Raw genomic sequence first — 20409 nt, 5'->3', positions numbered from 1 at the left:
TGTGTCGGCTTCTTTCCGTCCACGTTGTCGAGAGCGTCTTGCAATTCCTCGACGGAGATCTCGTCGAGATGATTCACTAGCTACTGCAACTGTCTCTGAGTAAAAAGTTCTACCGGTTACTATAGCTCGCGTGCCACGCCAGTACAATATTCCGGTGCTGGTCACGCGCACCGGAGACGACGAGTTTGGCGCTGCAGTCAGCGAACTTGCCGCTGACACGCTCACGTATCGGGAGACACAGTGTGGCCCGCGATTTGAGGGGAGCGATCACGAGACGCTCGTTTACGATGTTGGCGATGGGTGGGTGCAGACGACGCTTGCGTACTGGCAGCACGTCCTCGACAGTCGCCAGCCGCTGTATGCGGCCGCCGACCGTGACGTCCCTGCGCCCGGCGAGGTGGTCTGAGTTGGGGCGCACTAACCCGACGTTCCGTGATACGCTTGGCCACATGGAGGATGAGTGGCAGCCGTATCGGCGAGCGCTTCGCCACCGCCACCAGGAGACGTTCGACACGCTCTGGGGGTACGCCCGCGAGCACGCTGACGCCGGTGGGTACCTCTCGCATCCCGATCCGGCTGTGGTGATGTTGTTCTCGGTGTGTCTCGCCCAGCAACACCAACTAGACGCCCTTGAAGCACGCCTCGACTCAACTACTGATGCCGTACACGATTGAAGTCCTCCCGGATGGTGGCGTCCGAACGTGGACGCTCACCGAGCGTGGGGCCACAGCAACCGTCGACGACGAGTACACGCCGACGTTCTACGTGGGGACTGATGACCGCCACAACCTCGACGCAGTCCGGCCGCTACTCGACGACCATCCACTCGTCGAGACAATTACACGGGTGGAGCGTCGTCCCGGGTGGCGACACAGCCATGAGGAGGTGCTCCGCGTAGACGTAACGACGCTCGCGGGTGTCGACGAACTCGCGCAGCAAGTCACACGCCACGGCCGCCCCGGCGGATTCCGCTGTTATAACGTCGATTTTGCGCCCGGATTCCGGTACTGCCTCGAAACCACCCAATCACCCCGGCCGAGCCGTGAGCCGACGGTCTTGCGTGTCGCCGCGCCGCGCGCACAGGTAGCTGGCGCTGAACGACTCACCACAGTCGAAGTCGGCGACCAGACCATCGAAAACGACCCAGAGACAGTCACAACACACGTCGCTGAACGCATCAGCGAGGACAACCCGGATGTCCTCCAAGTATCGAGTGCTGACCTAATTCCACGACTGTTCGACGCAGCTCCTGTCAGCGAGGATCGGTACGCACTCGGCCGCCAATCTGGCTACGCGAAGCGCGCCGGCGAATCGACGTACGAGAGTTATGGCCGGGTGGGGCACTCCCCAGCCCGATACAGCATCCCAGGTCGCGCAATCGTCGATGAGTCGAATTCGTTTTTCCTCAGTGAAGCCGGCCTCCACGGCATCCTTGATCTCGCCAAGCGGTCAGGCAAGCCACTCCAAGAGGCAGCGTGGGCGAGCATCGGGAACATCCTCACCGCAATCCAAATCCAGTACGCCGCCAATCACGACGTCCTTGTTCCATGGCGGTCGTGGCGCACAGAGCGATTCAAAACAGCAACCCAACTTAGTGACGCTGACCGCGGCGGATTCACATTCGAACCCATGGTCGGCGTCCACGAGGATGTCCACGAGCTCGATTTCAGTTCGCTGTACCCGAACATCATTCGCGAGTACAACATCAGCCCCGAAACCGTCCGCTGTGACTGCCACCGCGACCGCGACGACGTCCCCGGGCTCGGGTACAGCATCTGCCCCGAGGATGGGTATCTACCCGAGGTTCTCGGCCCAATCATCGATGACCGCGCGCAGATGAAGGCTGAGATCGCAAGCTGTGACGACCCCGACCGCATCAATACGCTTGAGGAGCGCTCAGCCGCGTTGAAGTGGATTCTTGTCTCCTGTTTCGGCTACCAAGGGTTCTCGAACGCGAAATTCGGGCGGATCGAAGCCCACGAAGCAATCAACGCCTACGCCCGCGAAATCCTCCTTGACGCCAAGGAAGCGTTCGAGGCGGCAGGCTACCGAATCATCCACGGCATCGTCGATTCAATCTGGGTGCAGCCACGACCCGATACTAGTTCGCGGCCAGTCGAGGCTGTCGCCAACGAGGTCTCGATGGAGACTGGGATCGAATTAGAGCACGAAGGCCTCTATGAGTGGGTAGCGTTCTGCCCAACCACTGACGGCCGTGATGGGGCGCTCACGAAGTATTTCGGCCGCCAGCAAGATGGCGAATACAAGTATCGTGGGATCGAGTGCCGCCAACGCAGCACCCCACCCTGGATTACCGACTTCCAGCACGATCTGATCAACATCTATGACGAAGAACGCTCCGTCGAAGCTGTCCTCGAACGCGTCAGTCGCGCTGTCGAGGACTTGCAGGCTGGCCGCGTGGATCCGAGCAAGCTAGCAATCACGAATCGTGTGACGAAAACACCCGATGAGTACAGCCAGGCGACGCGGAACGTCGCCGCGCTCCAGCGCGCCGAAGACAACGTTGGGGGAATTTCGCCCGGAGAAGACGTCGCATACGTAGTCGTCGACGACGACAAGACCTCACGCGACCGCGTCGCCCTCACAGCCGAACAGCCCGACTGCTACGACAACGCATTCTACACGCAACTGGCGATCCGAGCGGCCGCTGGCGTCCTCGGACCATTCAGGTATACGACAGCGGACGTCAAGACTGTCCTCGACGACGGCCACCAACAATCGCTCCCACAGCCGACCTCCAAGTGACATCCTCGCCCGCCGTGAACGGCTATCGAGATAAAATAGTAAAATCTAGATTAGTATAATCGCGATTTAGATAGAACAGGGTCCACGCGAAAGCACCGGAGCTTGATCCCCAAGGCGATTCACGTTCCCTTGACTTCCTCCCACCCCTGAAGGGGCGGGTTTCCGCTAACACCGCTGTCAGTACGTTTCCGGCGGCCGTTCGAGAATGTCGAAGATTTCCTTCGCGCGGTACTCTTTGTTCCGCTCTTTCCCGGTTGTCTCTTCGAGAAGCCCATCCGCAACCAGGGAGTTGATGGCTCGATACGCGGTCGGGCTGGATACATCGAACAGCTCCTCAACGAGTGAAGCAGTCAGATACGGTTGCTCGAACAACGTACACGCCAATTTTGCAGATGTTCTCGCCTCCCCGCTGTACGTCTCTTCGTACCTGGTCTGGAGTTCGCGTAGCTCACGCAAACGGCGTAGCGATTCCTCAGCCTGATGCCGTACAGCGGTCACGAAGAATTCGACCCACTGCTCCCACTCGCCCCGTTTCCGAACCGCTTCCATCCGGCCGACGTACGTCGCTTTGAATCGATTGAAGTACTCGCTGAGGTAGAGATTCGGTGCCTCAAGGTGACATCCTCGCCCGCCCTGAAGGGCGGGGCTTCCACCGCAGGTGGAATACCAGCAAACTGCTGGATTGAGGTTTCAAGACGTGTTCGCGTCACCGGTCTCCGGCTCCGCCCCCGCTCCCACCGCTGGTGAGCTAGACGAACCCTTGTCATCGGAAGCCCGCCTCTCGGACGGGAGTCCCTCGCTCGGTGACGTGTCTTGGTGGGCCTGCCACTGGCCCCCGCTCTGTGGCGAGTCATCGCCTACCGTTTTCCAAGGCAGGCTCTCTCCCCACGGATTTAGCCGATTAGCTATGTTCGCTGCTGCGTTCAGATCCGCTTGGTACTCCGACACCCAGCATGCCTCGTTCGTACATTTGAACGTGCCTTGATGCGACCGATAACCAACGTGTTGACACGCATGGCACGTTTTCGACGTGTGGTGCGGATGCACGTATTCCACAGCAATCCCGTGTTCCGCTGCCTTATCCTCAATACGCGACTGTAAACGGGAGAACAGCCACTTGCCGAGGCGTCGGTTCCAGTACTTCCCAATATCCTCGCCGGTGATACCGTCGAGATATTCGAGGACGATGACGGGATTCTCGAACTGGGAAGCGTATTCGACGGCCCGATGTGAGGCTTTCTCTACTTCGTCTTCGATGGCGTCTTGCCACCGCCCCCACACGAGATCGTCCAAGAGTTTTGAGGCGTACCGTGGTTTCAAGCGGTCTTCGGCAGAGGCTTGTTTCTGTCGAAGGTGTCGGACACGACCACCATCAACGAACAACGGATCAACAGGCGTGTCGTCTCGGAGGGCACAGCCCACCAAGAGTTTCGACTCACCCACGTCAAAGCCGACAGGGGTCACGCCATCACTGTCACACGAACACGAGTGGTCTGGTTCGACTTCGTAGTTCGCAGTGACGTGCAACACCCATCTATCACCGTCGCGTTGTACGCGGAGTTCGCCCGCCCACACGCTGTCGTCTTCGTCGTCGATCAGAGAATGCCACCAGTCTTCCTGCTCGGGATTCAACTGGAGTGGTATCCAGAAATTTGTCCCGCGACCGGGGAGCGGGACTTCCCAACAGATTTCGTAGTGTCGGTCGTCGTCGTGGTCGAAGACGGCTGCGGTGTTCGCGTAGCGGATTGGATGGGTGTCTGCGAGTTGACTCGCATCATACGTGTCCTCATCGAGCAGGTTTGGGACGTATTGTTTGATTGCGTTTTTCGAGTGCCAGTTGAGGTCTTCACCAGTGACGACCCCGTTGACGGCAGTCATCGTGTCGCACTCGCCATTGAAGCTGCGACGGAGCAACGATTCGTATCGGTCGTGTTCGTCGTGGAGCTTACGCTGCTTGTGCTGGGTGAGTGGGGCAAGATACGCTTCGAGCGTCTTGCACTCTTCACTCATTCTTCAGCAGCGTTGAGTCCTTGTTCGATGAGTTCGGCATATGCGAAGTCCATTCGCAGGCCGTTCTCTCGGGAATATTCTTTCACTCGTTCGTGGAGGTCGCTTCCACGGTCGATGGCGATGTCAACTCGCATCCGATTTTCCGTACGTTTCCTCGTACCTTAAAGATTCGTGTTGGCGTGGGGTATTCAGGGAACTGTCGCTTGTGGTTTGCGCAGTCGAGTGACGCGATTCACGCCCGCCGTGAACGGCGGGATTCTCTCGCTGCTTAAAGATAGAACTCTTCGTCGAACGCAAGCGTCGCTTCCGGTGGCAGTGGCTTCGGTTTGTAATAGGCGTCTCTCCCGTAGGACACCATCCGCCCCGGCGCCTCTTTGCTTAATTCTTCCCCCTTCATTATTGTCTACCCGGTATTTGTCCCCACTAGTTAAATTCTCAGGGGTTAAATGAACCTTAGACCCGATAGTGTCCGGTGCGACAAGATTAAAAGAAAAATCTGTACTGAGAGTCGACTTACATTCACCCTCAACGCAGGAGAATCCCGCAACAGCAATCCACACGCAAGGAAATGGCCCTTGCTACCTAGCGCTGGCGGTCCCATCGCGGTGACCACCCCGATACTGTTTCAATTGGCATCCTCCTCCGCGTGAACCTGGAGGACGATGTCAAAACTGGCACCAGAACGCGTTCTTTTGCACCGTCAGCCACCCATCAATCCCACTCCTCATCCCATACTTGGAATTCGAACAAATCCATCGCTCGCGCTCGCCAGACTAGAGTGATTTCCAACGAGGTACCCCCCGTCTATACTAGTCGGACTTTGCTGTATGTTCTGAGGTGCTTCTCTTGTTTCTTCGGGAGAGCGGTCATCTATCTTCGAGAAATGCTGCTAGGAATGCTGCTAGGAATACTATATGGCGGGATGAATGCTGTAATATCTGTTCCGAGGGTTTGTCTGGGTCGTTTTCGTTGGATTTGCTGCTTGAAAGTCGAAGCCTGTCTTTGGAGAGGTGGATTTGCTGTAAGACGGTGTTAGATTTCCGACTCGTCGGGCTCTTTGAGTTCGATCCCCGCGTAGTATCGGTTTGTTGCGCCATCCCGATATTCGGTCGTCCGCTCGAGGTCGATCTGGTTTTCTAACCGGCGAGTGAACCAGTTTTTCGAATCCGGTGAGATGTCGTGTTCGTGCGCCCATGCCTCATAGGCCTCGTAGACTCTCGCGGTTTGGGCTTCACTGCCTGGTGACTCACGGAGATGTTCGTTCGCGAACTTCGCTATCGCTGCCTCGGGATCGTGCTTCCACTCAGGCGTCTCGGAAGCCGGCGTTGAGATGTCTCGCTCTACTCCTGCATCCTGGTTTGCTTCGTTCGGGTCAGCCACGTCGGATATAGCATTCTGATCGGGGTTCGCTTGGTTCGGGGTGGCCGAGAGGTTCAGTTCCGGTAGTGATGCGAGGGAGGTCGTCTCGTCGTCACGGTAGATGTGTGATTCCGTCTGGTCCTGAAGGATGAGGATGGCGTATTGGCTGTCGTTGTAGTCTGGGTATGGAAGCACGTCTTGGGGGATGAATGGGCGTTTGATTCGGGTCCAGTCGGCGGTGAATGCTTCCTTTGACTCGTAGAGGTGGCTGTTGCCTTGTTCGTAGACGGCGTACTCCTCGGCTGCTGCGTCGTAACTATAGACGGCTGGCAGCCGTCCTTTCGACAGCTCACTTAATGATTCAACACGGAGGTATTCCGTGCCGTCCGCATCTTTCAGGACGATGTCGCCGCTCTGGCGTGTCCAGATATTCTGTGAGCCACCATCTGAGGTGGGGCGAACGGCTGTGACACCGCCTTCTTCGGTTGCACCGCCGTTGAATGTCACGTTCTCGTCGGTCGTGTAGAACCGCATCTCGCCGGATTGGAGATTCCGGACCGGTGAGTTGAGGGTTTGTTCGACACGTTCAGCCCAGTAGGTGTCTTTGTCATCCGACTGCACGACGAACAGCGGTATTTCGCCTGCTTGCTGTGCTTTCCGGAGGTTTGTGAGGACTTTCGCCGGCTTCCCCGGTGTTGTCGTCTCTACCTCAACTGCAAACGCCTCCGCGAACGCTGGATGGGTAGCACGGCCATCTGGTTTCTCGCTGCCGTCCTGCGTGAGTATCGAGACGGTGAACCCGAGGGCTGTCAACTCTGCCTCAATCTGTTGCAGGGCGGTGTCGTGCTTGTGACTGCCTGCAGCCTGCACCTCGCCGGTATTTGGTTCGGCGACGCGTTCACCTTCCTCGGTCAGGCGAATGCTCGTCTCGTTGCCTTCGGTGGTAACGTCGAGTCTGGACGAGGCACGCCAAATTCTCGGCAGCTCGGCATCGTCGTACTCGAACGTTTCTTCGATAAGCGATTGACGGCGATCAAGTTCCGCTACAACGGCCGTGGTATCCACCCAGTCGTTGGTTGACCGTACGCTTTCGCGGAGTTGGACGGCACGAACGGCAGCTGCAAGCTCCGCGGTAATCGTTGAACCAACCGTTGTGTTCGCTGTGGGCTTCGAGTCTGCAAGGCGTTCTTGGATTTCTGTGTCCGTTAGCTGGGGTGTGCCGTGTTCTGCGAGACTGGCGTCGATGATGGCATCGATGGCTTCAGTTGCGCGGCGTGGGGGATAGGGTGGGAAGGTGTTGATGCGGACGGGATTGGAATAGCTCTTATCTTCGCGGGGGAGTTTCGTCCAGAGTTGGTAGCGCCCCGTCCCTAGCAAGTCCTCGGCGCTGTACTCTTTGAAGCGTTCCATGAGGACGCGTGCGTCACTCTTGGCGTTCACTGAGAATGCGAGGGTGGTATCGCAGTTGTTCCGAACGGCATCCTGCGTTGACGAATCCAATTGCGAGGGATACTGGCAGGACAGCGTCACGGAGAGCCGATTGGAGCGTGCTCTGGCAAGCATCCCCTCCAAGTTGAGGTTTGGACTTGCAATATCGTCGAATTCGTCGCAGAACAAGAAGTAGGGGTCTGGCTGGCCGTCTTGATTCGAAGCGCGCTGGCGGATGGCCGTCCAGAGTTGGCGCATCACGCCCAGCGAGACCATCTGCTTGACCGAGGAATTCTCGATGGGTGTGCGGACGATGACGATGCGGTCGTTGTCGATGATCTCCCGGAAGTTAATCGTGCTCTCCTTGTGCGCGATGATTTGGCGAATAACTGGGCTCTCCACCCAGGCTTTCAGCCGCTTCACCAGCGGCCGAATCGTCTTATCGGGCATCCCAGCGATCTCTTCGCAGAATTCTCGCAGGTAGGGATCCTCGACAGTCTCAGCGAAATCCTCCCGTCGGTCAGCCTCCAGGAGAATATAGTACATGTCGATGAGCGAATACTGGGTATCCGACTGCAGCATTGCTCGCCCCATCGATTCGGTGATCGACTCCATGTTGATCCCCCAGTACTCGCCATTACTCAGGACGGCTTTCAGCGTCTCAATGCGTGTCTCAATCTCTTCCTCGCGACTGACAGCGGAGTCACCACTGGGGATGTCGAGGAAGTTCAACCCAACCGTGTCTTCTCGATCGAGGTTCCCGGGTTCAACCCATACAACGTCATCCAACCGATGCTCGGGGAGTTTCCGGAGGAGGTCGCGGGAGTCCTGGCCTTTCGGGTCGACGTAGACGAAGCCATGCCCGTTATTCGCGAGTTGGGTCATGCTATTGACCAGCATCGTGGATTTCCCGTACCCGGTGGTGCCACTCACCCAGAGATGCCGGAACAACGAATTGAATGGCAGCCCGGCTTCCCGGAAGCCACGGTGTGGGTCTTTCTGGTAGCCCAGCCAGAGCGTCTGTGGTCCAGCCCCGGGGGTCACCTCGAACATCGTCCGGATGTCGGCTCCGGCAACAACGCCTTCGTCGATGGTCTGCGCTCGCACTTCGATGTCACCAACGGAGTCCGTACTCGTCTCAGTAATCGAATATGGGCTGGCGTCGTCGCTATCTTGGTCTGTTTGGCGTTCGGACTCGCCGGCTGGCCGCTCATCGTCCTTAGGAGAATCGCTGTCTGGCTGGGTGTCGCGTGATTCAACGGACGTATCGCGGTTGAGAATACGGTCAAACACGGTCGTGGCCTCCATCAGGCGACGCCAACCCACCATCAGCCTGGCTGGCTTCTTCGAAGTGGTACTGGTTGTCGTTGGCCGACACCCGGTCGCTGTCCTCGGTTGTCTTCTGGTCGAGATTCGGCGTCGGAATATCTCCTTCTGGGAGGTGCGCAACCCCAGCCAATTCGTCGACGGTCAACACCGTTTGCTGGGGCGTATACTGTCGGGTTGCCATCTCCTCGACGAACTCGCGAAGCCGAGCGACCGTGCCATCGTCATCACGATGCCAGACTGGCGTTGCTTCCAAGCCCTGCTCGGAGATGCCGTTGTACTGCGTTTCGAAGATATTGGCAACCCCCCGTGTGCGGGCTTTGGCGTCTCGCTTCGACGGCGAAACCGCGAGAACGCGAATCGTGGTATGATAGGCGGGTTTGTCGCGTTCGTGTTCAAGGATCTTCGCCGCACGTTTATCCGCGGTACTTGGTGGCCGCGTTCGGGGGTTCAGCCATCCAACTGAGGTGCCTTGTCGGAGACTATTAGCGATGTCATCGATGCTATCCTGGCGGAGGCGGGAGCCACTTGTCCACGAGGGTTTCGCGGGCCGGAACACCACCTGAGTGACGACGCGAGTACCTTCGTCGCCGAGCATCTCACGGGTAAGTTCACCGTATGGGTCGGTGTCGAAGCCCTCGTTCGTGTGGTCGCGAATCGGATAATACGAGCCAAGCGTCGTCGAAACACGCGCCCCCGCGACGTACTCACCGGGCTTGATTTGTGGGAGGCCGTACCCTGCCTCAACGCGTTCGATACCAGTATTGGGGTAGTTAGTGGCGATGCGACGCTGGAGCGTGTCCGCGGCCGCCGCCGTCGGGGCGTGCACGTAGAACTCCAGGGAACCATCAGCAAACCACGTCTCAAACGAGTATGAGTCGCTCTGGTTCGATCCCCAGAAGGATGTCTCGACGTCGTGCAGACTCCGGTATATTCCGGCGGCGTCCTGGATGCCGGCCGAATGCGTGTGTGGCTGCACTCGCAACAGGACGCCCCAGGTGTCTTCGACAGCATACTCGAGGGGTTCACTGGCCGTAATCTGGGCAGCGCTATAGGTTGGCGGGCCGAAGACCAGGCGATGAGCCTTATTCAGCATCCTGACCACCATCCGTTGAGAGAACGCCACGTTCCCCAGTCGTGCCGTTCGCTGGCGTATCGCCGAGCCCGGCGAGGACGGTTTCGATGAGTTCGTCGTCGGTGAACCCATCCTCGAGGATGCGCTCGACACGTTCAGGGTCGACATCGAGGCGATTCACCAACGCGTTTGTCTGGGCTTCGGCCTGGAGGGTATCTTGGAATGCAGCATCTCGCGGTGATTGCTTGTTGAGTGCGTCCTGGATGATTTCGCGGTCATCAGATTCGTAGGCGATGACGTGGTCCTCGAAGGCGTCAGCGGCGACGTGCAGCGGGTAGGTGCCGTGTTCTTCGACGCGCACCAGCGCTTGACTATACCCGAGTGCGTCGTTGCCAGCGTCGGCACGCCGAATGTACTGGCGTTGCTCGCGCGTCAACCCGATTTTGTCCGCGATGTCGTCGTCGAGATCCGGGAGTTTGTGGAAGACCTTGATCGGGCACATCCCCAGAATCTTCTCCGCTTGCTCTGATTCGTAGAACTCCTGGGCGGTCTGGGAGAGCAACACCATGCGCAGGCCAGCATGCCGTTGGTGGCGGAACGCCGTCTCGAGGAAGTCCAAGTTCGCCTGATCCTCGAAGAGGTAGTGGGCTTCGTCGATCGCTAACTCGACGTGCTGGTCGGTGCGTTTCGCCTGCTGGTAGACCGTCGAGAGCAGCAACTGCATCAGGAACGTCTGGCGGTCAATCCCCGACGCCGTCCCTTCGATCTGCCCCAGGTCGATATAGACGACCTTGTTGTCGCCCTCGAGGATGTCGACATCCGAGCGAGCGGCGAGATTGTCGTAGGCGCCGCCCTCGCGGAACGGCTGCAGGGCAATCGCGAGTTCGTCGGCGTATTCGGCGGCGCGCTGTTGGGCGGATTCCGAATCCGCGATATTATGCTCGCTGGGGTTGGCGGCGATATCCGAGAGGATGTCGTGGACGTCGGTCATCGTCGGTGAATTCGCGGGCGTGTGCGTCGAGATGTCACCAGGGTGGACGCCGGCCTGGCGGTAGGCCTCATCAATCACATAGGAGAGCACGCCGGTTTCCGTGCCTAACTGGATGTCGCGGGCGTCGAGGAAGTTCTCCAGGATTGCATGCACTTCGTCTTTTTTCGCTGCTAGCGGCGAGACGCTGCCGTCTGCATCCAAGACTGCTTGGGGTGTCTCCCGGATCTCGAGTGGGTTGAGTTGGGTGTCCCCACCGACGGAGATGGTTTTGGCGTCCATTGCATCCGCGATTCCACGGAATCCACCAACGGGATCGATTAGGACGAGCATCGTGTCCTGGCGGCGTTTCATCGTGCGGAGTTGCCGCATAATCCCGCCGTAGGTTTTCCCGGCGCCAGGCATTCCGACGACTAGTTCACTATGCCCGGTTTCCAGCTCCCAGGGGTTGATGCGGACAGGGCTGCCGTTGTGGCCGTGGGTGCCGTATTCGATGCCGTCGTCCATGCGGAGGTAGTTCGAACTGAACGGGAACATCGCGCCGAATGCCTGATTTGTCATGGTTGACATTCGGTCGTGGCCGAGCTCATTCCGGCCAAGCGGCGCAACTGTTGCAAGGCCACGTTCCTGCCAGCGATTCGCGACCTTCAGCGTGGAGTTCGCCGGTGCATCACGCACGATCGACCGCAGGCGCGCGGACTGACTATCCAAGGCTTGCTTCGAGTCAGCGGATAGCCGAATGAAGACGCCGCCACGGTAGAACGAGGCTTTGTTCGCGCGAACGAGCGACCGCATGTGCTTCCCGCGGTCGATGTCAGCCTGGAGGTCCTCGGCTTTCAGACTGCTTGCGTCGTGCTGGGTGACCTTCAAGTCCGAAATCCAGTCCGCCATCATGTCCGCGGCGGACTGGGAATCGAATGGGTCCACGTGCATGCTGATGTCGGCGTTGAGGTCCGTCGCCAGCAGCAAGCGCTCGAACATGCCGTCAGCTGGCTCCTCAGGGAATTGTTCAACCCAGAACGTCCGCACGTACGTCTCATCGTTCAAGACGGCGTACGTCGGCTGCCAGTCCACCGACGACGGTGCAATCACTGACTGCTGGCGCTCAGCGGGACTGGCAAGGCCGCCCGTAGGCGTCTCGCCAGACGCTGCTGCGAGATCCTCGTCACTCGCTGTGTCGTCGGCGGCTGCTGCAAGCACGTCATCGGGATTCGGTGTCGTCGAGACGCGCTCGGTCAGCCCATGCGAGACCACCGGGAACGTCCCGAGTGCGTCCGCAAGATCTGCGTATGACTGGGTGTGGCCAGTCCAGTACTCCGTCGTCACGCGAGCAAGATCATAGCCATCAACGGGCGTCATCGAACACCGATACAGGGACGTCCCGCCACGGCGCAGCTGCCCAAGTCGCGCCTCCAACTTCTCCTCTTGCAACCGCACGCGCTCGTCCGCAGACAACTCCTCGCCCTGGAAGCGCTCGAACACCCCGCCAATGACAGGGACATCCGCGAGATACCCCAGGACGCTATCCCCGGTCGGTGCCCCTTCCTGAATGTCATCCTCGGTGACCGCTGTCAGCAGGTAGTACTCCCGAATCGTCGCCGTATCCGGGTCGACCGCACCATCTGCGTCCGTATTATCCGCGATCGACTCCTCAAGCAACCGCTCCAAGACCGGCCGGGATTGCACGTCACCGTCGCTCAGGCGGGCTTGATGCTCGCGAACAACATCACCGTCGGCAACGTCACGGCTCGTGATGTAGACTTGGACGGGGAACTCAACGGTTGAGTTCGCGAATTCCGAGAGGGACTGGATGGCGTTCGACCAGGCTTGCTGGTCTTCTAACGCCATGTTCGCCGGTTCGATCTGCATCCCGCCGACGAGCGCGCCATCCGTTCGCTCAACTGCATGTGGCAGCACGCGATTGACGCGCGTGAGATACCGGACGTTGCTGTCAGCATCGCCATGCGTGTAAGCGTCGTCTTTGAGTGCCCACGTGAGGCGAGCGCCTAGCCACTCGGTTAACCACAAGTAACCGGGTTTGACCTTATGCAATAACCCGAGCGACAGTCCAATCATCACCCCACCGCCGATAACGGGGAGCGTGAGGGTGGCAGGGACGAGGGCAGCCCCAACCAGGGTGATGAGGGCGGTGCCGATGAACAGCATGAGCTCGCCGATTGTATACCCCTGGAAGAACGCGGTGGTGCCACCCAGGGCGTGATGAATGCGTCGTGCGCGACTATCGTGATTCGTTGAATTCGTACTCATACGTGGTTACCAGCGTGAGATCGATTGCTTCGTATTCCGGAGTGCTTGCTTCGAGCGCGCTTTCGCGATTGCCGTGGCGCGACTCGCATCTTCGCGTGCTTTATCCCGCATTCGCCCTGTCTCGGATTGCCGAAGATTCTGGTACTGTCGAGCATGCGATTTCGTCGCTTTGACGCCCTCCCCGACCTGGTAGGCACGCGAGCCACCATCCCCGACCGTCCGGCCGTCTTGCGTGATCGCACCGGGGGCGTCCTCGGAGAGGCCGCGATGGACGTTGCGCGCACCTCGCGCGGTCGCGCCAACGCTCTGCTTGGTGGCAGCAGCCGCCGAACGTGGATTTGGCTTCGAGACGCTGTTGCGAGCGATCGTCTTGATTGCCGGGGACGACCAGTACACCGTCAGAATTGAAGCCAGGCACGCCGCCGGGATCAACGCCAGCCCGAGGAACAACGAGAACAGCCCGCTGGCACTCGCGGTGATATCGAGTTGCCAGCCAACGCGGAACAACACCGCCGCCGGCAGCCCCGACAGGAGTAAGCCTGGATAGAGGCTGGCCGCACGTCGCGCCAGCTCCGACGCCGGGCTGAGCGGCCAGACATCCAGCGCCCAGAACACGCCAAGCAACGGCATCAGTGGCGTCAACACGAGAATGGCGAGCCAGCGCAGCGCGTAGACGAACGCCGCGACCAACAACAGGCTGGTCGCCAACAGCGCAATTGCCAAGACGACGAATAGCCCACCGACGGAGGATTCGATGAGCGCGCCGAAGTCTGCGGCCATATCGTTGATTGGCGCGAGTGTCACGCCGATGGCGTTGACGAACTGCAGTGGCAGCGACACCAGTGGGAACCAGACGAACGACCCGAGGAATACGAGGCCGATGCGGCGCAGCAGGCGTTTGCGTCGATACTGACTGATCGAGCCTGCACGCACCCCGAGATACGCCAGGCCGACGATGAGTAACATGATCGTCAGCGGGAGGATGTACTGGATGTAGAAATCCGCGTAGAGATCCTGCCAGGGCTGATTATCGGGCGTGCCAGCGACGAGATACTGGTCGTTCGACCGTGGCGCCGGCACGCCAACGATCGGTCGGAGGATCGCACGGAAGATCTCGTTCGTGAATCCAAGGAGGGCGTCCTTGATGGCGGTGAGGACGTCCCTGATGGCGTCCTGGACTTGTTCTTCGAACCACCCCATCTAGCAATCACCACCCAGGCCAGGGCTTTGCAGTCGTCTGGTGGTTGTTGGACTCGCCGCGGATGCCTTGGCGTAGGGTGGCTGCGAGTCCGTCCAGCGATCCAGCGAAGTGCGTTGTGTCCAAGTCATGAGTTTCGGGGAATGAGACCGAGCAGGTCACCGCCAGTCACGTACTCAAACCCGCCAACGAGCAATACAACCGGCAGAAACCACAGGACGGTCACAACACCCAGGTCGATGAATCGCTGCATGCTCGGCATCGTCGGTGATGCCTTCGCGGTGGCGGACGCGTGACTGTATGGCTGTTGTGTCTTCCACCAGGCTTGGGGGTTGTATGTGGCATGCACGAGCAACGGCGGGTCCGCGATCGTCGCAACACCCTGTCCTGTCTCGTTGAGCGGGACGCGCTGCCCGCTAATTGTCACTGACCCCGTCGACACCGGCTGCCCTTGCGTTGTCCCCGTTACTTCCGCCGTGACAACTGCATGTGTCGCGTTGCGCTCCCGGACGTTGAGCGCAAGCGAGGTATCCCGTACGGTCCGTTGGTCATCCATGCTGAGTGTCGTGGATTGCCCAGCGACAATTCCAGAGACTGTGACCGACTCGAAACTCGTCTTGTCGGGGGTGTCTGCGGTGACAGCGATCGACCCGGTGTTCGTGTACGTGGCTGCTGGCTCAATATCGATCGCTGGAGGGAGCTGTGGCCCAGACCGCGTCTCACCCCAGGTCGCAGCGATCTCCAACGACGGTTGGTCCGTGGCGGTTTTACTGGGGCTGTATGCAGCACCGCGACTGGGATAGGCATGCACTTGGAGGGGGCGTGCCTGAGACTGCGTGCGCGATGTGTCGGTGGCGGTGCTGGCTTCGAGGGGCTGCCAGCTGGGCGTGGTCGCGGTGTAGAACCACCAGTTGCTGTGCGCACGCGTACTCTCGCCAATCGAGAGTGACGTCCACGGCGTGGGCGTGTGGACGACAGCGCCGGCAGATTCGTTGCGCGTGCTGAACGCGACGTTCACCCCATCGTATGCATCGGTGCTTGCAACGGTCGCGTCCGTAGTCGTTGAGACGGTCTTCGATACTCGACGAGTGTCGGAGGTTTCCGTCCACGATCCAGTACACGCCGCTGTTGTTTCGTTCCACTGCGAGCACTCTCGTGTCACCGTCTGCACGTCGGCCGTAATCGTCGCTGCAACGGTCAGCGTCACCGACCCGTTGAGAGTACTGTATGATAGCGTTGCTTGGTGGCCACGTCCAGTATCGAGTTGGTGGCCGTCAGCGCGAAGGACAACTCGGTCGACGCGGTGGTTGCTGAGTGCGTGCTGGCTGCGGATCGGACCGTCTTGGTCTGGTGGCGGGGCAACGACGCGATAGTCGCTGACCGCGCGCACCGTCCCGGACGGCGAAATATACTGCGTCGTTCCAGCATCCCGGTGAAGGCGTGTCGACGGCTGGACAGCGTAGATGCTCGCAAAGGCGTCCTTGATGTAGACGCCGTCAGCAAGCGATGCGCCAGCCGGATGCACTGACGTGTCTGCATCACCCGGCGTATACGTCGGGAAGTTATCGCGATTCCACGCCCCCGCTGCGTCAGGTGGCTGGCTGAATGGGATATCCGTCGCGTCCGCGAGCCGACCCATGAACGCCGATTCGGACGTCCGTTCTTGGTCCGTCGTCGTGTTTTTTACTGAGCCGGTGTCAGTGTCGCCCGACCAGAGTCGCTGGAACGTGCTGTTGTTCATGCCGGCTGGCGGGCCACTCGGTGGGATTGCTGTGTCCGCGTTTGCGGGCTGGGGTGTGCTTGTGGCTGCTGCGGGCATGCCAGCGATGGTGCTGGCGAGCAAAACGATGATTGCGACGGCGAGCAACCGTGGGTGCGTGGAGGGCATGGGCGATCAGGGAGAGCCGGCAGGATGCGCGCTGGTGGTGGGGGTTAGAATGGTTTGACGCACTCCGAGAAGCCAAAGCCCATCTGGGAGCCGACGTTGTCGATGAGTTCGGGCGAGACTAACGCTAGGACGACGATGCCGAAGCCGATGCCGGACATGACGAGTTGGTCTTTGGCTTTGTTTTTCTTCTCGGGGTTGCCGCCAGCGGTCATGTATGAGAGGCCTGCTTTCCCGGTGTAGAGCCCAGTAATTGGGAGGCCGAGGCCGGCGACGGCACCGAAGATTAGGTCAATTCCGGTTGCGACGCCGGTGTCACAGTACACGCTGCCGACGTTTGAGGCGGCTGCTGCTGGCCCGACAGCGAGGGCGAGAAACGCGATGCCGACGGCAACCTGGATGCTCCAGGTTGAGCCCTGCGTGGCAACGCGTCGAAGCAGAGTCGTATGTGTATTTGTGTTACTGGGGGAGTTGTTGGAGGGCGATTCCGTGGTCGTGGAGTGACTGCGTTTGCTCATGGTAGTGAAAGCGTCCCGCGACACCTCATTCCGTCAGGTACGGTCGTCTGATGGATTCGATGGAGGGCTGGTGGTCTGGCAGTCCGGGCGTGGACTGCAGATTGCCCGATGGGGAGATGCCGCGTTGTTGCCATTTCGAATGCTGTGCCAGCCTAGTATCGACCGGAGATGTTTAAACCCGAGATTATGAATCCGCGTATAATACATATGTAGATATGCAAGAGAAACCCACCCACAGGCATTAACTACTCACGCATACCCGTGGAGAACATGCGCCCTCGCGTCCCCTGGATGAGCAAAGTCGACGACATTGTCCTCGAATGGCTCGACGATCACGACATCGCAGCCACCCCGAAAGTCATCCACACCAACCTCGACACCGCAATCTCGTACTCGCAAGTTAACCGCCGCCTCTGGAAACTCGAAACCAACAATCTCATCGAACGCGACCCCGACCGCAACGACTACTACGCAATTACAGACCTCGGCCGCACATACCTCCACGACCCAACCGCTACTGCAGACGACTTCCCCAACCACACCGACGAACACACTGATTCAAATTCAGCGTGAGCGCGAGACGGGCTATTGGTCCGGACGGTTCAGGATGCGCTCGCAGCGGTGGATGAAGGACGCGAGATCTCGTGCAGCAGCACGTTCCAAGGAGATGACGACGCCGCTTGAGTGGCCATCACGAAGAACCGCGAAGACCCCATTCTCGTAGAGTTCAATCGAGGCGTGGAAGGCGCCGAATGGGCTCTCTTGCTTTCGTAGCGGCGTTCGGCGTCGTGCTTCATCGACGATGTCCGCGCTGCGCTCCTCGGCGCGCTCCCGAGGAAGATCGTCCCGTCGGTAGATAATCTCCCAGTCGTCGGCGGTGAACGAGACTGCTGTCCGGAAGTACTCTCCTCCTTGTTGCTGTACGAACTCGACGAGATGCTGGTAGGAATGCGTTGGCACATCTAGGAGACTCTGCTGCCGTCCGGATAGCCCTCACGGCTCCCTCAACAGCCTGGAACCCGCAGCGATATTCCAAGCACCATCGGAGACGCAGTCCGCGAGTACCTACCTCGATGTTTCGCATGTTGTTGCGAGCAAGCGAACTCTGTGATGGAAGGGCGCTGAAGACGGTACCCGTCTGCCTATGGCAAGTATTTGAATGGTCGAAAAACATACCTTACTCGGATGGTAAACAACGTTCGTGTCGTCGACTTGGCGCCAGAACTGAGACCGCTGTCGCCATACAGTCTGTCACCACCCTGCTTCCTCGAACCATGAGGAAGGCCGGCGACACACCTTTTCACGTAATTAATAGAGGCCATCAGGGCTTTCCTGCAAACGCGAGGAGATGTAGTTATGGCCGGCGCGATTGCAGGACTGATTCTGGGGAGTATCATCGGGGCGGTCGCAACAATCGCAGGATCGTACTTTTTGTTCTGGCGTCGCCGTCAAGCAGCACTCGCGCATCTCCGCCGCGCCTTCAAAACAGAACTCTCGGCATTATCGTACATTGACGAGATGGCCGAGAGCGGCGACTACGAAACACTCACTAAGACGGTCGAAAGGCCGGTGGTCTACGAGAGTAACGCCGACGATATTGGCCACCTCTCAGGCGATGAAGTTGAGGCACTCGTTGCGTTCTACACCGATCTGTACTGGATGCGTGACCAACAGGATATTGAGGATAAGAAGGAACGCGTCCACGAGATCGTCGAGAAGCGCCAACGTGCGAAAGCAACAATCCGCGAGACCGAGTGAGGGCGTCACAGACACTTCTGGCGGGATGTACCCACTCGAAGGAGTGTGAGTCGAACACCTACGACGTTAGCTGTGGATAAAGCATGAAGCACACAGTTTGGACTTGATTCCGACATAGGGTTGAGTGGTGGGAATCCCGAAAGGTTCGTGGTGCAAGTCGGCACGATGAATGAGAACTTATGGGGGTCCCGAGTCACCTGGACGTATGAGCCAGCATATTCTCGTTCCAGTTGATGGGTCACCGCAATCGGAGGCAGCGTTTGACTACGTGCTGGACAACCACCCCGACGCGCAGGTGACGATTCTCCACGTTCTCAATCCGGCGAGTACGTACACGTACGGCGACGACGAATACTTCGACTACGAGGGGTATCAAGCGGAAGCAAAGCGACAGCACGAGCGCGCCGAGCAACTACTCGAAGAATACGGTGAGACGGCAAGCGAGCACAGCATCAACTTCGAAACCAGACTCGAAACAGGGAAGCCCGCTGCAAAGATCATCGAAACGGTCGAAGACGAGGATATCGACCACATCGTAATGGGGAGTCGTGGTCGCTCCGGCGTCGGCCGGGTGCTGTTCGGAAGCGTCGCCGAAACCGTCACTCGACGCGCACCCGTTCCAGTTACTATCGTTCGATAGCAGTCCGTTTCCACGGCGAAAGCCGTGACTCGGCTACCCATATCCTTCGCAGTGGACGTGATTGGTGGGGACGCCGAGTCGCGTGACTGCGGTTTCGAGGCTGTAGACCATCGCGTTGATACCGCAGGCGTACACCTCCAGTTCGTGGGGGTCGATTCGCGCCTCGATTTCGACATCGGGCTGGGTGCGGAGCATCTCCGCGATGTGCCGTCCGAACACGGCGTCATCTAGCGCGCGTTCTTCGACGTATTTCAGGAGCGCGTCCTGGATGTACTCTGTCTCCCCAGCCCAGTCTGCGAGCCATGATTCCCGGGAGAGACAGGGGACGTAGTGGAAGTTGTCGTGGGTGGCTGCGCGCTCTTGGAAGGCGTCGTGATAGGGGAGGTCGTCTTCCCAGGCGGCACCGAGGAACAGCCAGATGTCGCGTGGTTCGCCCTGGTACTCGTCGCGGCCGTCCTCGAAGAGGTAATCGATCATGCTCTTCATCGGGGCGACGCCAGTTCCCGTCGCCAGGAATGCCAGGTCGCGTTTCGATTGGTTCTCCAGGAGGAGATGGCCATTCGGCCCACGAACTGTGACTTCGTCACCAACCGAGAGGTCGTCGCAGAGCTTTGGGGAGAGTCGTCCGTCCGGAACTCGTCGGATGCAGAGTTCGAGGTCGTCCCGATTCGGTGAGCTGGCGACGGAGTACGGCCGCGTTCGACCGTTGTACCGTAGTGAGACATACTGACCAGCAGCGAATTTGACGGGGTTGTCCACGTCGAGAGTGATGCTGACGAGTGCGGGATGCGCGCGTTCGTAGCGGTCGCGAAACGCGCCAATCTGGGGCGCAAGTCGCCGATTGGCAGTCGTGGCGGCCTCGAAGACGGCAGTCCAATCGATTTTCCCGGTGTCTGGAATCGTATCCTCGAATCCGTGTCGTTTGCCCAGCGCGAGTAGTTTGCGTCGGATTTCGCTCCTTCGGTCGCGGTCCATCGCATCCACGGACGTGACCGTCGCCGACTCCGAGATTAACGGGAGCGATTGTGCGTGTTCGTGCTGGGAGTTGTGCTCCCGAATTGTCATCAAGTAGCGAAGGAGAGAGGCGTATGTGAACGTTGGGGAGTCAGAACTGCAGATCCCTCCGCTCACTTGGAATCCTCGAATTACGCTACCACCGGGTAGGTCCGGTTCGCCGGACTGGCTGGTCA

Annotated in this window: 18 protein-coding genes; 6 read left to right on the top strand and 12 right to left on the bottom strand. The window is 59.3% G+C overall.

Annotated features, from left to right (window positions below; genetic code table 11):
- The first annotated feature begins 130 nt into the window (after positions 1-130).
- Genes LPA46_RS17320 through LPA46_RS17310 form a run of 3 tightly spaced genes read left to right on the top strand, consistent with a single transcriptional unit; the run spans position 131 to position 2766 of the window.
- On the top strand, positions 131-406 hold the full coding sequence (locus LPA46_RS17320) for a hypothetical protein (RefSeq protein WP_230893600.1): 276 nt from the start codon (positions 131-133) through the stop codon (positions 404-406).
- A 1-nt stretch (position 407) separates the two neighbouring features.
- Positions 408-674: a hypothetical protein gene (locus LPA46_RS17315; RefSeq protein ID WP_230893599.1), complete on the top strand. Its 267-nt coding sequence runs from the start codon at positions 408-410 to the stop codon at positions 672-674.
- On the top strand, positions 658-2766 hold the full coding sequence (locus LPA46_RS17310; RefSeq protein WP_230893598.1) for a type B DNA-directed DNA polymerase: 2109 nt from the start codon (positions 658-660) through the stop codon (positions 2764-2766). The genes LPA46_RS17315 and LPA46_RS17310 overlap by 17 nt, the downstream gene beginning before the upstream one ends.
- 177 nt (positions 2767-2943) lie before the next feature.
- On the opposite strand, the gene LPA46_RS17305 is transcribed toward LPA46_RS17310, so the two are convergent.
- The 10 genes from LPA46_RS17305 to LPA46_RS17265 form a co-directional block, all read right to left on the bottom strand.
- Complete coding sequence (locus LPA46_RS17305; protein ID WP_230893597.1) at positions 2944-3315, bottom strand: hypothetical protein; 372 nt, start codon at positions 3313-3315, stop codon at positions 2944-2946.
- Between the two features lie 141 nt (positions 3316-3456).
- Complete coding sequence (locus LPA46_RS17300; RefSeq protein ID WP_230893596.1) at positions 3457-4776, bottom strand: transposase; 1320 nt, start codon at positions 4774-4776, stop codon at positions 3457-3459.
- Entirely contained in the window at positions 4773-4910 is a 138-nt protein-coding gene (locus tag LPA46_RS17295) for a hypothetical protein (protein ID WP_230893595.1), read from the bottom strand. The genes LPA46_RS17300 and LPA46_RS17295 overlap by 4 nt, the downstream gene beginning before the upstream one ends.
- Positions 4911-5044: 134 nt before the next feature.
- Positions 5045-5173, bottom strand: coding sequence for a hypothetical protein (locus LPA46_RS18910; RefSeq protein ID WP_269073751.1), 129 nt, complete (start codon positions 5171-5173; stop codon positions 5045-5047).
- A 635-nt stretch (positions 5174-5808) separates the two neighbouring features.
- The gene (locus tag LPA46_RS17290) at positions 5809-8871 is read right to left on the bottom strand and encodes a type IV secretory system conjugative DNA transfer family protein (protein WP_230893594.1); all 3063 of its coding nucleotides are present in this window, start codon (positions 8869-8871) and stop codon (positions 5809-5811) included.
- Positions 8849-9985, bottom strand: a complete 1137-nt coding sequence (locus tag LPA46_RS17285; protein ID WP_230893593.1) for a hypothetical protein — start codon at positions 9983-9985, stop codon at positions 8849-8851. Before LPA46_RS17285 ends, LPA46_RS17290 begins: the two co-directional genes overlap by 23 nt.
- Entirely contained in the window at positions 9975-13220 is a 3246-nt protein-coding gene (locus tag LPA46_RS17280) for a VirB4 family type IV secretion system protein (RefSeq protein ID WP_230893592.1), read from the bottom strand. The genes LPA46_RS17285 and LPA46_RS17280 overlap by 11 nt, the downstream gene beginning before the upstream one ends.
- Before the next feature lie 6 nt (positions 13221-13226).
- Positions 13227-14420, bottom strand: coding sequence for an ABC transporter permease (locus LPA46_RS17275; protein WP_230893591.1), 1194 nt, complete (start codon positions 14418-14420; stop codon positions 13227-13229).
- Positions 14421-14545: 125 nt separating this feature from the next.
- Entirely contained in the window at positions 14546-16306 is a 1761-nt protein-coding gene (locus LPA46_RS17270; protein WP_230893590.1) for a hypothetical protein, read from the bottom strand.
- A gap of 44 nt (positions 16307-16350) precedes the next feature.
- On the bottom strand, positions 16351-16821 hold the full coding sequence (locus tag LPA46_RS17265) for a pilin (RefSeq protein WP_230893589.1): 471 nt from the start codon (positions 16819-16821) through the stop codon (positions 16351-16353).
- A 270-nt stretch (positions 16822-17091) separates the two neighbouring features.
- Here LPA46_RS17265 and LPA46_RS17260 point away from each other — a divergent pair, with 270 nt between their 5' ends.
- Complete coding sequence (locus tag LPA46_RS17260; RefSeq protein ID WP_230893588.1) at positions 17092-17394, top strand: PadR family transcriptional regulator; 303 nt, start codon at positions 17092-17094, stop codon at positions 17392-17394.
- A gap of 12 nt (positions 17395-17406) precedes the next feature.
- Here LPA46_RS17260 and LPA46_RS17255 read toward each other — a convergent pair whose 3' ends face one another.
- Complete coding sequence (locus LPA46_RS17255) at positions 17407-17781, bottom strand: DUF7522 family protein (RefSeq protein WP_230893587.1); 375 nt, start codon at positions 17779-17781, stop codon at positions 17407-17409.
- A 396-nt stretch (positions 17782-18177) separates the two neighbouring features.
- Here LPA46_RS17255 and LPA46_RS17250 point away from each other — a divergent pair, with 396 nt between their 5' ends.
- Both LPA46_RS17250 and LPA46_RS17245 read left to right on the top strand, forming a co-directional pair.
- The gene (locus tag LPA46_RS17250; RefSeq protein WP_230893586.1) at positions 18178-18579 is read left to right on the top strand and encodes a hypothetical protein; all 402 of its coding nucleotides are present in this window, start codon (positions 18178-18180) and stop codon (positions 18577-18579) included.
- A gap of 205 nt (positions 18580-18784) precedes the next feature.
- Positions 18785-19219 carry a universal stress protein gene (locus tag LPA46_RS17245; RefSeq protein ID WP_230893585.1) on the top strand — a complete coding sequence of 145 codons (435 nt, stop codon included), beginning with the start codon at positions 18785-18787 and terminating at the stop codon, positions 19217-19219.
- A 33-nt stretch (positions 19220-19252) separates the two neighbouring features.
- On the opposite strand, the gene LPA46_RS17240 is transcribed toward LPA46_RS17245, so the two are convergent.
- Positions 19253-20284, bottom strand: a complete 1032-nt coding sequence (locus LPA46_RS17240; protein WP_230893584.1) for a ferredoxin--NADP reductase — start codon at positions 20282-20284, stop codon at positions 19253-19255.
- Positions 20285-20409 lie beyond the last annotated feature (125 nt).

This window comes from Halobacterium sp. KA-6 (assembly GCF_021029015.1).
Classification (GTDB): domain Archaea; phylum Halobacteriota; class Halobacteria; order Halobacteriales; family Halobacteriaceae; genus Halobacterium.
The sequence above is the reverse complement of the archived record's forward strand: the minus strand, read 5'-3'. Positions and strand labels throughout refer to the sequence as shown.